Source organism: Haemophilus sp. THUN1692, from assembly GCF_059704395.1.
In genome coordinates this window covers 2051244-2067866 of the sequence record NZ_AP046579.1, presented here as the reverse complement: position 1 = coordinate 2067866, position 16623 = coordinate 2051244, and the positions used below count along the sequence as shown (strand labels likewise).

General features: G+C 37.7%; 13 protein-coding genes and 2 pseudogenes. 9 read left to right on the top strand and 6 right to left on the bottom strand.

The window, feature by feature from the left end; genetic code table 11:
- Positions 1-66 precede the first annotated feature (66 nt).
- The 8 genes and pseudogenes from glyA to adk all read left to right on the top strand — a co-directional run bounded on the left by glyA (position 67) and on the right by adk (position 7125).
- Complete coding sequence (glyA, locus tag AC6H0A_RS10655) at positions 67-1332, top strand: serine hydroxymethyltransferase (protein ID WP_005640189.1); 1266 nt, start codon at positions 67-69, stop codon at positions 1330-1332.
- Positions 1329-1624 (top strand): annotated as a pseudogene (locus tag AC6H0A_RS10650) (DUF1294 domain-containing protein). Before glyA ends, AC6H0A_RS10650 begins: the two are co-directional and overlap by 4 nt.
- Before the next feature lie 109 nt (positions 1625-1733).
- Complete coding sequence (gene coaE / locus AC6H0A_RS10645; protein WP_044232210.1) at positions 1734-2354, top strand: dephospho-CoA kinase; 621 nt, start codon at positions 1734-1736, stop codon at positions 2352-2354.
- The gene (gene yacG / locus AC6H0A_RS10640) at positions 2347-2553 is read left to right on the top strand and encodes a DNA gyrase inhibitor YacG (protein WP_005640195.1); all 207 of its coding nucleotides are present in this window, start codon (positions 2347-2349) and stop codon (positions 2551-2553) included. The genes coaE and yacG overlap by 8 nt, the downstream gene beginning before the upstream one ends.
- A gap of 116 nt (positions 2554-2669) precedes the next feature.
- A complete protein-coding gene (gene rhlB, locus AC6H0A_RS10635) occupies positions 2670-3917 on the top strand; it encodes an ATP-dependent RNA helicase RhlB (protein ID WP_179230847.1) in 1248 nt (415 codons plus the stop codon).
- Between the two features lie 42 nt (positions 3918-3959).
- Complete coding sequence (gene galE, locus AC6H0A_RS10630) at positions 3960-4976, top strand: UDP-glucose 4-epimerase GalE (protein WP_005640198.1); 1017 nt, start codon at positions 3960-3962, stop codon at positions 4974-4976.
- A gap of 142 nt (positions 4977-5118) precedes the next feature.
- Entirely contained in the window at positions 5119-6396 is a 1278-nt protein-coding gene (locus tag AC6H0A_RS10625; RefSeq protein WP_005640200.1) for an MFS transporter, read from the top strand.
- Between the two features lie 84 nt (positions 6397-6480).
- Entirely contained in the window at positions 6481-7125 is a 645-nt protein-coding gene (gene adk, locus AC6H0A_RS10620) for an adenylate kinase (RefSeq protein ID WP_005640202.1), read from the top strand.
- A 66-nt stretch (positions 7126-7191) separates the two neighbouring features.
- On the opposite strand, the gene acrB is transcribed toward adk, so the two are convergent.
- The 6 genes and pseudogenes from acrB to AC6H0A_RS10590 form a co-directional block, all read right to left on the bottom strand.
- Positions 7192-10272, bottom strand: a complete 3081-nt coding sequence (gene acrB, locus AC6H0A_RS10615) for a multidrug efflux RND transporter permease subunit AcrB (protein ID WP_005640204.1) — start codon at positions 10270-10272, stop codon at positions 7192-7194.
- Positions 10273-10289: 17 nt separating this feature from the next.
- Positions 10290-11486, bottom strand: coding sequence for a multidrug efflux RND transporter periplasmic adaptor subunit AcrA (gene acrA / locus AC6H0A_RS10610; RefSeq protein ID WP_005640206.1), 1197 nt, complete (start codon positions 11484-11486; stop codon positions 10290-10292).
- A gap of 30 nt (positions 11487-11516) precedes the next feature.
- On the bottom strand, positions 11517-12080 hold the full coding sequence (gene acrR, locus AC6H0A_RS10605; protein WP_497512646.1) for an efflux transporter AcrAB transcriptional repressor AcrR: 564 nt from the start codon (positions 12078-12080) through the stop codon (positions 11517-11519).
- Between the two features lie 196 nt (positions 12081-12276).
- Positions 12277-13269 (bottom strand): annotated as a pseudogene (locus AC6H0A_RS10600) (amidohydrolase family protein).
- A gap of 197 nt (positions 13270-13466) precedes the next feature.
- Positions 13467-15224: a DUF3413 domain-containing protein gene (locus tag AC6H0A_RS10595; protein WP_005640212.1), complete on the bottom strand. Its 1758-nt coding sequence runs from the start codon at positions 15222-15224 to the stop codon at positions 13467-13469.
- 1 nt (position 15225) lies between these two features.
- Positions 15226-15444, bottom strand: a complete 219-nt coding sequence (locus tag AC6H0A_RS10590; protein ID WP_005640214.1) for a YejL family protein — start codon at positions 15442-15444, stop codon at positions 15226-15228.
- 128 nt (positions 15445-15572) lie between these two features.
- Between AC6H0A_RS10590 and yejK the strand changes: the two genes are divergently transcribed.
- Positions 15573-16589 carry a nucleoid-associated protein YejK gene (yejK, locus tag AC6H0A_RS10585; RefSeq protein WP_005640216.1) on the top strand — a complete coding sequence of 339 codons (1017 nt, stop codon included), beginning with the start codon at positions 15573-15575 and terminating at the stop codon, positions 16587-16589.
- Positions 16590-16623 lie beyond the last annotated feature (34 nt).

The window sequence follows — 16623 nt, the reverse complement described above, 5'->3', positions numbered from 1 at the left end:
TTTAATTAAGTTTTTATCTATAAACAGTTAAACTATCTGCCATAAATTACATAACAGGAGAACACAATGTTTACTAGAAATATGACTATCGCTGATTACGATCTGGTATTGTGGCAAGCGATTCAAGATGAAAATCGTCGTCAAGAAGAGCATATCGAACTAATTGCATCTGAAAACTATGCTAGTCCGCGTGTGATGGAAGCTCAAGGTTCACAATTCACTAATAAATATGCTGAAGGCTATCCAGGTAAACGTTATTACGGTGGTTGTGAGTATGCAGACATTGTGGAACAGTTAGCAATTGACCGTGCGAAAGAATTATTTGGTGCTGATTACGTGAATGTTCAACCGCACTCTGGCTCACAAGCAAACGCTGCAGTGTATGGTGCATTGATTAATGCGGGCGATACTATTTTAGGTATGGATTTGGCTCACGGTGGGCACTTAACTCACGGTGCAAAAGTCAGTTTCTCTGGCAAGATTTATAACTCTGTGCTTTATGGAATTACTGCGGATGGCTTAATTGATTATGAAGATGTTCGTCAAAAAGCATTAGAATGTAAACCAAAACTTATCGTCGCTGGTTTCTCGGCTTATTCACAAATTGTGGATTGGGCGAAAATGCGTGAAATCGCAGATGAAGTTGGTGCGTATTTATTTGTGGATATGGCGCATGTAGCGGGATTAATTGCAGCGGGTTTATATCCAAATCCACTGCCTCATGCACATGTTGTGACAACAACAACCCATAAAACATTGGGCGGTCCGCGTGGTGGTTTAATTCTTTCATCTTGTGGTGATGAAGAAATCTACAAAAAATTACAATCATCTGTATTCCCTGCAAACCAAGGTGGTCCATTAGTTCATATTATTGCAGCAAAAGCAGTTTGCTTTAAAGAAGCATTAGAGCCTCAATATAAAGAATACCAAGCAAATGTGTTGAGAAATGCAAAAGCAATGGTTGAAGTATTTAAACAACGTGGTTATGACGTTGTGTCAAATGGTACTGAAAACCACTTGTTCTTAGTAAGTTTCATCAAACAAGGATTAACTGGTAAAGCAGCTGATGCAGCATTAGGTAAAGCAAATATTACAGTGAATAAAAATGCTGTACCAAACGATCCGCAAAAACCATTTGTTACTTCAGGTATCCGTGTAGGCACACCATCTGTGACTCGCCGTGGTTTCAATGAAAATGATGTGCGTGAATTAGCTGGCTGGATGTGTGATGTTTTAGATGCTTTAGGCAAAGAAAATGAAGAACAAGTGATTGCTGAAACTAAAGAAAAAGTATTAGCAATTTGTAAACGTCTTCCAGTTTATCCGAAATGATTTATTTTCTTTCGTTGATTATATGGTTAGCGGCGATCAATATCGCCGCTTATTTTTTATGTGGAGAGATAAAATTCGGGCCGTGCGTAACGAGTGGAGAATTCCTGAAAAAACGTTTTTTCTTCTAAGCCTTTTAGGTGGCTTTATGGGAATACATTTAGCTATGAAACATTTTCGTCATAAAACGCTGCATTTTAGTTTTAAATTTATTGTTGTCATTAGCGCATTTCTTTGGGTTGTTATTTTTCCATGGTTATATTTTTCTTTTATTTTTCAATATGTAAAAGCATGATAATGTAGACAAACTAATTTGTTATGCCTCTCGAAACATTGTGCTTGGAGAACTGATTTTTACTAGCGTTATTTTGTATAATATTGGAAATTTTTTTATGGGAAATCATATGACTTATATTGTTGGCTTAACTGGTGGCATTGGTAGTGGTAAAACAACGATTGCTAATTTATTTGCCAATCTTGGCGTACCTCTAGTGGATGCAGATGTGGTTGCTAGAGAAGTCGTCGCGAAAGATTCCCCTTTATTGTCTAAAATTGTTGAACATTTTGGTGCTCAAATTTTAACGAAACAAGGCGAGCTTAATCGCGCGGCTTTACGAGAGCGAGTGTTTAGTCATGATGAAGATAAATTGTGGTTAAATAATCTTTTACATCCCGCTATTCGTGAACGAATGAAACAACAATTAGCTGAACAAACTGCGCCTTACACATTATTTGTCGTCCCTTTATTAATCGAAAATAAATTAACCGCACTTTGTGATCGTATTTTGGTGGTGGATGTTAGTCCGCAAACTCAACTTGATCGTTCATCGCAACGAGATAACAATAATTTTGAACAAATTCAACGAATTATGAATTCTCAAGTTTCTCAACAAGAGCGTTTAAAATGGGCGGATGATGTGATTAACAATGATGCTGAACTGGCCCAAAACTTACCGCACTTGCAACAAAAGGTGCTAGAATTGCACCAGTTTTATTTACAACAAGCGGAACATAAAAATGTCTGACGAAATGATTGAAGTGCCTTGTCCGATTTGCCAAAAATCGGTGCCTTGGACAAATGAAAGTACTTTTCGCCCTTTTTGTAGCAAACGTTGCCAGTTAATCGATCTTGGTGAATGGGCGGCTGAAGAAAAAGCGATTCCAAGTGATACTGCTGATTTTGCAATGGATCCAAATATGAGTGACGAATGGAGCATTAAATAAAAATTAACCGATAGGAAACCCTATCGGTTAATTTTTATAAGTGCGGTCCTTTTTTGAGGATTTTCCCTAAGCATGCTATGCTAAACGTAATTTTATTATTCTAAAATGTGATTTTTATGCAACAAGATTATTTAAGCCAACAACGATTCTCCGATCTTCCTCTACACCCGATTGTACGAGATGCTTTGGCAAAAAAAGGCTTTGATTTTTGTACCCCAATTCAGGCTTTATCCTTGCCTATTAGTTTAAATGGACGAGATGTCGCAGGACAAGCTCAAACTGGTACAGGCAAGACAATGGCTTTTTTAACGGCTACTTTTCACCACCTTTTAACTCACCAAGATCCTAATCTTGAATATCCTCACCCAAGAGCTTTGATTTTAGCGCCTACTCGAGAATTAGCAGTGCAGATTAGTAATGACGCAGAATTTCTTGCCAAAGCGAGTGGATTAAAGACCGCACTTGCCTATGGTGGCGATGGTTATGATAAACAACTACAAGCGATTGAGCGTGGCGTCGATATTTTGATTGGTACGACTGGGCGAGTCATTGATTATGTAAAACAAGGCGTAATTCGTTTAGATGAAATCCAAGTTGTCGTGCTAGATGAAGCGGATCGAATGTTCGATCTTGGATTTATCCGTGATATTCGTTATTTATTGCGTAAATGCCCCATTCCACAAGCGCGTTTAACGATGTTATTTTCAGCGACGCTTTCTTATAAAGTGCGTGAATTAGCATTTGAAGATATGAATGCCCCTGAATATATTGAAATTGAACCAGAACAAAAAACAGGACATAGAATTAAAGAAGAACTTTTTTATCCATCTAATCAGGATAAAATGGGTCTTCTCTTAACCTTAATGGAAGATGAATGGCCTGAGCGTTGTATTGTATTTGCTAATACGAAACATCGTTGTGAAGAAATTTGGGGTTATTTGGCAGCAGATGGTCATCGTGTTGGTTTATTGACTGGTGATGTAGCACAGAAAAAACGTTTGTCGTTATTGAAACAATTTACTGATGGTGATTTAGATATTTTAGTGGCAACAGATGTTGCCGCTCGTGGCTTGCATATTTCTGATGTGACTCATGTTTTCAATTATGATTTACCCGATGATCGAGAGGATTATGTTCACCGAATCGGCCGTACTGGACGAGCAGGGGAAAGTGGTGTTTCTATTAGTTTCGCTTGCGAAGAATATGCGATGAATTTACCCGCAATTGAAGAATATATAGGCCATTCTATCCCAGTGAGCCAATATGAAACAGAAGCCTTGCTTGAACTGCCGAAACCATATCGGTTAAAACGTGCAGTACCACCGCAAGGGCATACAAGACATCGTTCTTATCACACAAAATAGTGATATAATTTTTTAGTCTCAATAATTAATAAGGAAATCATTATGGCTATTTTAGTGACAGGTGGCGCCGGTTATATCGGTTCTCACACAGTTGTAGAATTATTAAATGCTGGCAAAGAGGTGGTGGTGTTAGACAATCTTTGCAATTCATCGCCAAAATCCCTTGAGCGTGTAAAACAAATTACAGGCAAAGAAGCAAAGTTTTATGAAGGTGATATTTTAGATCGTGATTTATTACAAAAAATTTTTGCAGAAAATGAGATTAACTCTGTTATTCACTTTGCTGGATTGAAAGCTGTAGGGGAAAGTGTTCAAAAGCCGACAGAATATTACATGAACAATGTAGCTGGCACCCTTGTATTAATTCAAGAAATGAAAAAAGCGGGTGTTTGGAACTTTGTATTTAGCTCATCTGCAACGGTTTATGGTGATCCAAAAATTATTCCAATTACAGAAGATTGCGAAGTCGGTGGTACAACCAATCCTTATGGTACATCTAAATATATGGTTGAACAGATTTTACGCGATACAGCCAAAGCGGAACCAAAATTTAGCATGACCATCTTGCGTTATTTTAATCCAGTTGGGGCACATGAAAGTGGCTTAATTGGTGAAGATCCAAATGGTATTCCCAATAATTTATTGCCTTATATCAGCCAGGTCGCTATTGGTAAATTAGCACAGCTTTCTGTATTTGGTAGTGATTACGACACTCATGATGGAACGGGTGTGCGTGATTATATTCATGTAGTGGATTTAGCCGTGGGGCATTTAAAAGCGCTTCAACGTCATAAAAATGATTCTGGTTTACATATTTATAACCTTGGTACAGGCCATGGTTATTCCGTATTAGACATGGTAAAAGCCTTTGAAAAAGCCAACGACATTACCATTGCATATAAACTTGTAGAGCGCCGTCCTGGTGATATTGCGACATGCTATTCAGATCCTAGTTTAGCTGCAAAAGAGCTTGGTTGGGTGGCCGAACGTGGTCTTGAAAAAATGATGCAAGATACGTGGAACTGGCAGAAAAATAATCCGAAAGGGTACAGAGATTAATATTCTCTCATATTTGTTTTCTTCTTTATGAAGAAGAACGATAAACATTGGGGGATGTGATTAAAAATCCCCCTAAGTTTTACACTTATCCTTTAATTGAAAGGCGAAATTTCTAAAATACAACCAAAATTAACCGCACTTTATGTCAAATTCCCTTTCTTCTCAAATTTTTACACGCAAGATGTTGATTTGCGTATTCACAGGTTTTAATTCTGGTTTGCCATTATTTGTGTTATTGCAAATGTTGCCTGTTTGGCTGACAGATAAACATCTTTCAATTGAGCTTATTGGTGCAGTAACGGGTGTGATGTTGCCTTATGGATTAAAATTTTTGTGGGCACCATTATTGGATCGTTATTTTCCGAGTTTTTTAGGGCGTCGTCGTAGCTGGATGTTGCTTTCACAAGTGGCATTATTGATTTTACTTTACATAATTAGCCTTTTTGATCCGCTCACACAACTGAGCACAGTGGCAAATATTGCTTTGCTTATCGCCTTTTTTTCAGCCACACAAGATATCGTGTTGGATGCGTATCGTCGTGAAATTTTGAGTGATCATGAATTAGGTTTGGGAAACACTATTCATATTAATGCTTATCGAATTGCAGGATTAATTCCGGGTGGATTATCGCTATATTTGGCGGCGATTTATCCTTGGGAAACAATCTTTTTATGGACCGCACTTTGTATGTTAGCGGGCATCTTCATGGCACTCTTTTTAGCAAAAGAGCCTAAAATAAACATACAGCAATCTAATCAGCCGTTCTATCAAGCATTTTGGATTCCATTACAAGAATTTTTCCAGCGTAAGGGCGTTGTTCAGGCTATCGGTTTTTTACTGTTTTTGTTTTTGTATAAGTTCGGGGATTCTTTTGCCACAACGCTACAAACCAAATTTATTTATGATATGGGGTTTAGCAAAGAGGATATAGCCATTGTTGTAAAAAGTACTGCACTTTGGTCAAGCATTTTATCTGGGCTTGCTGGTGGTGTGATAATGCTAAAACTGGGTATTAACCGTGCATTGTGGCTATTTGGGCTTGTACAGATGGTGACAATTGGTGGCTTTATTTGGTTGGCCGCTTTCGGTCATTTTGATGTTATTACATCAGCCGAGTTATGGAAACTGGGTGTTGTGATTGCCGCAGAATATATCGGCGTTGGACTTGGCACCGCAGCTTTTGTGGCTTTTATGGCGCGTGAGAGTAATCCTCTTTATACCGCAACACAGCTTGCACTTTTTACAAGCCTTTCAGCTTTGCCAAGTAAAGTGTTAGGTATGCTTTCTGGTTATGTTGTGGGAGCAGTGGGGTATTATCAGTATTTTTGGTTTTGTTTATTTTTAGCGATTCCAGGCATGCTTTGTTTATTTTGGGTAGCGCCTTGGAATCAAGAAAATAATACGGCAAATTCACTATAAAAGTGCGGTAAAAATTATAAAAAATTTGACCGCACTATGCTTTATCAGTATCTTAATCACGTTTTTTATTAATGGAGATTTTTTATGAAAATTATTCTTTTAGGTGCACCAGGCGCAGGTAAAGGCACTCAAGCACAATTTATTATGAACAAATTTGGTATCCCGCAAATTTCAACTGGCGATATGTTCCGTGCTGCAATCAAAGCAGGGACTCAACTTGGCAAACAAGCCAAAGCATTAATGGATGAAGGTAAATTAGTACCAGATGAATTAACCGTTGCCCTTGTAAAAGATCGTATTGCTCAACCTGACTGCGCAAATGGTTTCTTGTTAGATGGTTTCCCTCGGACTATTCCTCAAGCGGATGCATTGAAAGATTCAGGCGTTAAAATTGACTTTGTTTTAGAATTCGACGTGCCAGACGAAGTGATTGTTGAACGTATGAGTGGTCGTCGTGTACACCAAGCGTCTGGCCGTTCTTACCACATCGTTTATAATCCACCAAAAGTGGAAGGTAAAGATGATGTAACTGGTGAAGATTTAATTATTCGTGCAGATGATAAACCAGAAACTGTATTAGATCGTTTAGCCGTATATCATAAACAAACCAGCCCATTAATTGATTATTACCAAGCAGAAGCGAAAGCGGGCAATACTCAATATTTCCGTTTAGATGGTACACAAAAAGTAGAAGAAGTTAGCCAAGAGTTAGATAAAATCTTAGGCTAAAAATAATCTAAAAAATAAACCGCACTTTGGGTGACCTAAGTGCGGTTTGTTTTTTCTATGTTTTAATTAGTGGGTTGTTTTATTTTCATCAAAAACCGGTAATGGTTTATGTTCGGTTGCGACATAGCTATATACCACAGGCAATACGAATAAGGTGAAAATAGTACCAATGGATAATCCCGCTACAATCACTATCCCCATACTAAAGCGAGATACCGCTCCCGCACCTGTTGCATAGAGTAAGGGAATTAAGCCAGCGACCATTGCAGCGGTTGTCATTAGAATTGGGCGTAAACGTACTTTTGCAGCATGAGTGATTGCCTCAATTCGCGTTTTACCATGGTTTAGTTGTTCTTCTTTTGCCACTTCACACATTAAGATACCGTGCTTGGTGATTAATCCTACGAGAGTAATCAACCCAACTTGAGAGTAGATATTTAATGTTGTTCCCGCGATACCAAAGAAGGATAAAATATTTAAGCTCACTAATGCACCACTTACGGCTAATGGTACGGAAATCATAATTACCATTGGGTCACGTATAGATTCAAACTGAATGGCAAGTACCAAGAATATGATGATAACAGCCAATGCAAAAGTGACGGCTAATGCATTACCTTCTTGTACTAATTGACGTGCTTCAGATTTAAAATCAAACGTATAGCCTTGCGGTAAATTGTCAGTCGCATATTGTTGTAGCCATGCAACAGCATCTCCCGTTGATGAACCTGGCATTGGTACTGCGCTAATCCGTGCTGAGTTTAATTGGCTAAAGCGCGATAATGAAGTAGGCTGTGTTTCTAGCTTCATTGTGATTAAACTGCTTAATGGCACAGATTGCCCATTACTTGCCGTTAAGTAATAGTTTTTGAATGCTTCGGGCGATAAACGGTCATCACGTTTGACTTGCGAAATGACTTTATAAGCTCGTCCATCCACATCGACTCGCGTAATCGTTGCACCAGATAAGAAACTTCCTAAAGTATTACTAATTTGTTGCATCGTAATACCGTAAGTCCCAGCTTTCTCTTTATCGACTGAAATTGTCATTTGTGCCGTGTCATAGGTCAAATCTAAATCCGTATAAATAAATTTACCCGAGTCTTTCATCGCACTTAGGAATTTCTCTGCGGTATTTGCCAAAGATTTATAATCTTGAGCAGTTTTTAACACAATAGCGATTGGAGGGCCTTGTTCCCCTGTATCAATTTCAGGAAAGTTAAATGCAGATACGGAGACTTCTGGAATTGATTTCGCTTTTGCGTTGATTTCATTCATTACGGCAGATTGTTTACGTGAGCGTTCTTTCCAGTCTTTCAATGTGATGATATTTAACGAACCATTAGAATTTGGCGCGCCTGCAATACTCATACCAAAAGAAACTTCAGGTGTTTCCATTACATTTTTCATGTACGGTTTCATTGCATTTTGAATGTAATCCACATTCACGCTAGATGGTGCGTTACCAATTGCAATAAATGCACCTTTATCTTCATTTGGTGTTAATTCATTGGAAAGTGAATTAAACAAAAATGGGAGCGTTGAGAAAATCACCACCGCAAAAGCTAGCATTGATTTACGATTGAGCATAACGAGATCAAGCATGTATTCGTAAATACGATTTACTTTACCTAAGGTATGTTCTACGCGTTCTTCCATCCATGTTGGTTTAGCATTGGATTTGAGTAACTTACTACTCATCATTGGCGATAACGTTAATGCCACAATACCAGAAATAAATACCGCACCAGCAAGGGTTAAAGCAAACTCTTTAAACAATGTGCCAGTAATGCCACCCATTAAAGCCATCGGTGAATAAACTGCGATCAATGCGATAGTCATGGAAATTACAGGCACGGCAATTTCACGAGTACCAATAATTGCAGCGCGGAATGGTGTTTCTCCTTCTTTAATATGGCGATCTACGTTTTCTAACACCACAATCGCATCATCTACGACTAAACCGATAGCGAGAATAAGTGCTAATAATGTCATTAAGTTAATAGAAAAATCTAAACTTTGTAGCATCATTAAAACACCGATCAACGAAATCGGAATGGTGAGAACTGGAATTAAAATTGCGCGAAGCGATCCAATAAACATCAAAATAACCACTAATACAATAACAGTTGCTTCCACAATAGTTTTAATTACTTCATGGATTGAACTATTAATCGCAATAGTACTGTCATAAAGAATGTCAGTTTCCATACTATCTGGTAGTTGCTTTTTGATGTTTTCAAAGAGCGGTCGGATTTTTTCTGCAACGGTTAATGGATTAGCTGATGAAGTAGGATTAATGCCTAATACGACAGAATCTGCACCATTTGCCGTTGCACGAGAATTATCGCTTTCTTTGTTCAATTCAATGGTTGCGATATCGCGCAGGCGTACCAAATCATCACCACGAGAAGCAACAATTAAGTTACCTAATTGCTCAACGGATTTGGTCGTTGTTTCAACTTTGTTGCGGTAAGTGACATAGTAGCCGTTATCATTACCAGCCGCCGTTTGTACATTATTTGCAGAAAGGGCAGACATCACTGTTGGCGCAGAAAGATTTTGTGACGCCATTTTTTGAGGATCTAGCCAAATACGTAATGCATATTCCGCTGCACCAAATACTTGTACTCCAGCTACGCCTTCAATCGTAAAGAATTGAGGTTTGACTACACGATTAATGTAGTCTGTTACTTGACTTGAGTCTAGTTTATTGGAGCGGAAACTTATATACATAATCCCCGTACCACCTGATGAAGAGGCTACGCTTGGTGCTTCAATTCCACTTGGTAATTCAGAACGCACAGCATTTACTTTTGCCAATACATCAGCAAGTGCTCCAGCAGGATCGGTATTCAGTTTCATTTTGACTGTAATAGTCGATGCATTTGGTGCGCTGCTAGATGACATATAGTCAATGTTATCTGCTTGAGCGATAGATTCTTCTAATGTAGAAGTAACAAATGCTTGAATTAGATTTGCATCAGCACCAGGGTAGGCGGTTGTTACCGTAATTACCGTGGTGGTCATTTTGGGGTATTCACGCACTGCCAATTTCGAAATAGCTTGCAAACCTAAAATAATAATAAGCAAGCTAATTGAAATCGCTAAAACAGGACGACGAATAAATATATCGGTAAATTTCATTCGTATTTCCTAGTTAATTAAAGGTTAGTTTTATTTACTGGCTCTGTTGCACCTACAATGTCTTTTTCAATCCATTCTACAAGACTGCCATTGCCGATACCTTGTTGACCGCCAGTGATAATTTTATCACCAGGTTTTACCTCATTACCTTGTAATTGAGAATAAATGCCTTGGCGATCTTTAGTGAATACTGTGATTTGTTTTGCTCGATATAAACGATCTAATTTTTTATTCTCCGCCATTTTCTCCTTGTCTTCATCAGATAATGGTGTGAGTAAGTAAGCAATTTCACCATACATGTTGTAGCTAATAGCTACTTGTGGAACGACAACTTGATTTGTTTCAGTTGGTAGCGCTATGCGTAAGCGAGAGAACATACCAGAAAGCAATTTACATCCATCTTCAGGATCAAATGTAGCCTGAACATCAACTAAACCAGTTGATGAATTAATGGCTGGTTCAATAGCCGTGATTCGAGCTGAAAATGTTTCGCCCAAACGAGCATCTGTTGTCGCTGTGACGCGTTGACCGATATGCAATTTATCTAAATCATTTTGTGAAAGAGCAAAATCCACTTTCATTGAGCTAGTATCTTCTACACGCACAATTTCTGTTCCAACATTTACATATTGACCAACGTTTACTTTCACAATACCTGCTTTGCCATCAAATGGCGCAACGATTTTACGGCGTTCAATTGCTGCTTTGAGAGATTCGATATTGGCTAATTGAGCATCATAAGCCGCTTTTGCGTTATCCATTTCTTGTCGTGAAACGGCATTGCTTTTCAATAAATTCGCATAACGTTGATAAGTTTGACGAAGAGCTAGAAGTTGTGCTTGTGCAGCTTGAAGGCTTGCATGTTCTACTGAACTGTCGAGTTCAATGAGTAAATCGCCTTTTTTAACTTGTTGGCCATTTTGCACGAGCACTTGAGAAATCGTACCTGCATTTTGTGTACTGAGCATCGCGCCTTGATTTGGACGCACAAGACCTGTTGTGTTGATAACTGGCGTCCATTCACGAGGTTGAACTTCAAGTGCGGTCACTGGGTTTGAAGGTTCTGGCATTCCTGCGATTGCTCGGCTTATCATTACGCCTTTTATCATATTAAAACCGATGACACCGGCAAAAATTAAGACAAATACCACTAAAATTATTTTCATAAAGAAAATATGTGAGCGTTTTGGTCTTTGATGTTGAGTTTGACTCATGTTTAAAGCTCCGTTATAAAATAACAACTATTATTTCTGAATTGCACGCCAAGAGCGTTCAATCACAAATTCTAAAATTTCAGGCTTAAGATCGAAATCGATAAATTTTGCATCAGAGGCTAAATTTATCGCCGTTTTCAAACTTAATAAAAAGAGAATATCTTCAGATAATTCTGCTAATAAGCCAGCCTTTTGGGCTTGATGACAAAATAAATCCCAACGGCAATTTTTAACGTTTTTACAAATATCCTTGAAATTAGGCAAAGATTCATATTGCTTTAAATTGGATAGAATGGTGGGATTTTCTTGTAAGAAATACCAAATGTTTTTCCACATTTGTCGATACTGTTCGAAAAAAGGCTTAGATTCATCAAAATCTTTTTCAAGTGTTGCCATAAACATTGAAAACACTCTATGTGCAAATTGTTCAAGCAACTCATCTTTGTTTTTGAAATAAAGGTAAATCGTTCCTGCTGCTACATTTGCTTCTTTAGCAAGTTTGTGCATAGAAAGTTGATTCAACCCTTCTTTTGCCATTAAACGATCTGTCACTGAAAAAATCTGTTCAGCTAGGTCTGTTTTAGATTGTCGCATAAGATCCTTGAGTAAAATAAGGAGCAATAATTGCTCAAAAATGAATGAGCGTTCATTTTATTTATTTTTTGTTTTTTGGCAAGTTAAAAAACACAAAAATACAACGAAAATGGGCAATATTTAAAAGCTAGATTTTTGAATCAACTTTTAAATATTGCCCATTTTGACCGCACTTTTGATTAGTGAGAATAAACAGCTAAATTGGTTCTAGTCCTAACACTTTACGACCGTTAATACTTGCAATATTGACCATTTCATCTAAGTGTGGGAAACGGCAACCCGCAGCCAATAGGCTTAATTCTTGCCATAAATCGCCTTCACATAGAAGAACCATGTAATCACAAATATTATCTGTGCCTAGGGCAACAGTGATACCTTCGGGAATCATTTCATCTGCAGGCGTAAGTGTATTATGGAATGGCATAAGATCTTCTTTGCGATTACTGTCAATCCATGCCATCGGACAGGCTATCATCATCATTTTGGCTTTACGCATTTTTTCGTAAAGTTTGTAGCGATATTCTTTTGAATGTGAGCCAATGGAAATACCGTGGATACCCACAACTCGCCCCTCCATTCCGTGTTCAATGGTTTTGTCGCAAAGTTGCTCAGTTTCTTTTTCACTTGGATTGTTGAATTGGTCGACATGTACATGACACATAATTCCAAGCGATTTAGCCTTATCTAACAAGATATCCATCGCCTCTAGGCCACGTCCATAATCCAATTCATCACGATATGGTAAGCCACCAATCATATCTACCATTTCTGCACCAATATCAAACCATTTACGCGCAGTGGGTTCGATTACCCCTTTTAAAGTTTGATTGGCAAATTTTAAAATAATGTCGTGTTTATACACTTCGCGAGCTTTGTGTGCGGCAATAATTGCACGATCTTCACAAATAGGGTCTATATCGACAAAGGTACCAAATGCGGTTACACCTTGGGATATCATTAATTCAATGGATTGGCAAAAACGTGCGTAATAATCACCAACACTGGAAGTGCGTTTTACTTCATCAACCAAATCCCATTTTTGTTGCAAATTACTGCTATGATAAATCCCAATTTTCTCTGGCGTCATCGTAAAAGCGCGGTCAGCATGTGCATGGGCATTTACCTATCCGCCTTTTTTGATAATTTCATCGCGAATATAGGTTTTAAAACTACGAACGTGGCTTTTCATACAAACTCCATAAAAAAGAAAGGATAAAAAGACGAGAATGTATATTAATTGAAAGGTGCTGTAAGTACGGCGAGAAGCATTATGATAATGTTATGAAAAACTCACGGATTTTCATTAATAACATTTTTCAGTCTTAAACTTAGTCGTGAGTATAAAGGCTTAAGGGCAAAAAATCTATTCTTTTATGCCCTTATAGATTATTTTTCAAAGAAGAAATTTTGTAATTGGAAGGCTTCTAAGAAGATCCCAAGTGGCGGTCTGTCTGAAGATTGCTCGATATAATCTTTATCGAATTTTTTGTAATTACCTTTGCGATCAATATGATATTGTGTTCCATCAGGTTGAATCACCACATTCCAGTGGAAATTAGAAGCAAGCACCCAGTCATCCCCCTTAAGATCAAAGAGATTACGTCCCTGACTATAATCCATCAACGGGTTTTCTACGCTGAACACTGTTTGCATTAATGCAGAAAAAATATCAGCATGATTACTTAATCCATTCTGTTTGCCTACCGGTAAATCTTTCCAATATACAAGCAATGGCACTTGAACTTCATCGCGCCCAAAGTAGTTTTCTCGCTCTTTTTCATTCATTTCATTAAAGGTTACACCATGCTCTGACGTGATAATGACTAACGTATTTTCAAGCGGTGTAGTTTCTAACGTTTTTGCTAAAAGAGAATCAATGTCCTGCAAAGTGCGGTCATAATCTGATGGATTTTTACCCTCCAAGGCTAAATCCAAATAAGCAAACCAAGGGGAGTCTGTTTTTTGCGCTTTAATAAAATCATTGAGATTTTTTACCGCACTTTCATTATTTGGTTTGTTGGTTTTATTTGATGGAAGTTTTATTTCACGAAATAATGCTTGGCGGAAGACGCTATCTTTGAAATTCGTAGAAGAAAATAAACCCAATTGATAATTTTCAGCACGTAATTTTTCGATTAAAACAGATTGGGTATGATTGCTTAAAATGCTATCTGTGTAATTTGCATTTAGCCCGTAAAATAATCCAATTAAGCCTGCGTTGTTACTGTTACCTGTGCTGTAATGATTAGTGAATTCTGTTGAACTTGTCGCAAATTCAGCAAGTTTTGGCATCTTTTCACTAGAAATCGCATCATAGCGCAAACCTGAAACCGTTACGATCAGAATATTAGGTTTGTACGTAATGGGTGCGTAAGTGAGTTCTTTTTTCGGATAATCAATTTTTAAGGCATCTAAACGACCTTCTTGCGCCAATTTTTGCGTATATTCTTCTCCATCCAAGAAACCGTGTTTTTCTAAAAAAGAACGAGCTGTCATTGGATAAGATAAAGGGAAATTAGAGCGTTGCATGGTGATAGGACGATACAAATAAGCATCTGCCCAAGCATAAATTAAATGCGTCGCAATGAACATTGCGGTTAAGAATATGCCGGTGCCTTTTAGCCATTTTTGGCGTTCAAGACTGCGTAATTTTTCCCAACTCCAGCGAGAAAATAACATTTGTGCCAGTAAAACTATTGGCATTGGTGCAAAGAATATTTGCCAATCGCGTGACATTTCACCATTTTCTGGATTGACCAGCAAATTCCATACAACAGAGGATAAATGCAGATTAAAACGATTGAAAACAGCAGTATCAAATAATAATAAAGTTGTACAAATGGTGGAAAAAATTACGGTTAATCCGCGAAAAGTGCGGTGATTTTTAACAATGAAACTCAGTGGAAAGACAACGAGTAAGTACAACGCAAAAACATTGAAACTAAAATGCCCGAACAAACTCACAAAGAAATAAAGTTTTCCTGCTAGAGTATCTGGCCAGTCAATGATAAAGGCATAACGAGTGCCAATAAGAATAGCAACAATAATATTAAAAAAGGCAAACCAATGGCCCCACGAAATTTTTCGTGAAACGTCATCGCGGTATTGTTTGCCGCTGAAGGTGCCTTTTTTAATCCATTTCATATTAACGTGTTTTTACTGCATTGATTAAGGAATTAGAAAACGCTTGAGCCAATGCCTCGCGTTGAGTTTGTGGCACACTGGTGGTTAATAAATTGCTTGCCATGTTACCCAGAGCGATTAAAGAAAGATCTACTGGTGCTTTATGTTTTTCTAATACTGTGATCATATCGTTTACAATCGCACTTAATTGAGCATCAGAATATTTAGAATGTTGAGCCATAATGTCAAAAATAAAACAAAAAATTTGGCTTATGATACCCGATTATTTCGTAGAACCTAAATAATTTCTTTTTTCTTGCTGAAAAAGTGCGGTTATAATTTGCGACAAATTTTTCAAAGGTGACAAAAATGAGTATTACCGTTAATCAAATTGTTTTGCATCAGTTAGTCAAAAATGTGGATGGCGATAGCATAAAAATGGAAAGCGTATTACGCGATGAGTTGCTGTTAATTACGCCAGAAGTAGAACAAATGATGTTGCAACTTCATCAAGGCTATCAAAATAAAGCTAAGGCTTTTGGTGTGTTTCAGGAAAAGTCTATATTTGCACAACATTTAAATCGTTTATTGGAACAAGAAATTGAGTTTTTAGGTTTTAGTCAATATTCAACAAAATTGCTTGCAGATGAGCTAGGTAAATATAACTTTGCAGACAGTGGAACCTTGATTTTATGTCAATATAATTTCTTAGCGACAGATTATTTGTTTATTGCATTACTTGATAGCCGTCATAGCATGTTAGTCGATGAGCATTTAGATATTCGCCGTACAGAATATCTTGATATTACTCAATTTGATATTGCGGCAAGAGTGAATTTGACGGATTTGCAGGTGAATGCGAACTCTAATCGTTATTTAACTTTCATAAAAGGCCGTGTAGGTCGCAAAATTAGTGATTTCTTTATGGATTTTTTAGGTGCCGAAGAAGGATTAAATCCACAAGTACAAAATCAGTGTTTATTGCAAGCAGTGAGTGATTACTGCGATCAAGGCGAACTCAACAAAGAGCAAACTCAAGCAGTGAAAAAACAAGTGTTTGAATATTGCAAAGCTCAACTTGCTGGCGGTGATGAAATTGAATTGCAGGAACTTTCTGATTCCTTACCCACTCTAAACGAACAGCCTTTTGTTACCTTTGCGGGAGAACAAAACTATGGCTTGGAAGATAGCATTCCGCCAGTACGTTCAACCTTAAAATCCCTAACGAAATTCACTGGATCAGGAAAGGGAGTGAGTATTAGTTTCGATGCCGATTTATTAAATACTCGAATTCAATGGGAACCGATGACGGATACGCTTACTATCAAGGGTTTACCGCCGAATTTAAAAGATCAATTACAAAAGGCTTTAAAATCAGAGAATTAATTTGGAAATATGCTCAAACTTGGGTATTATTTGA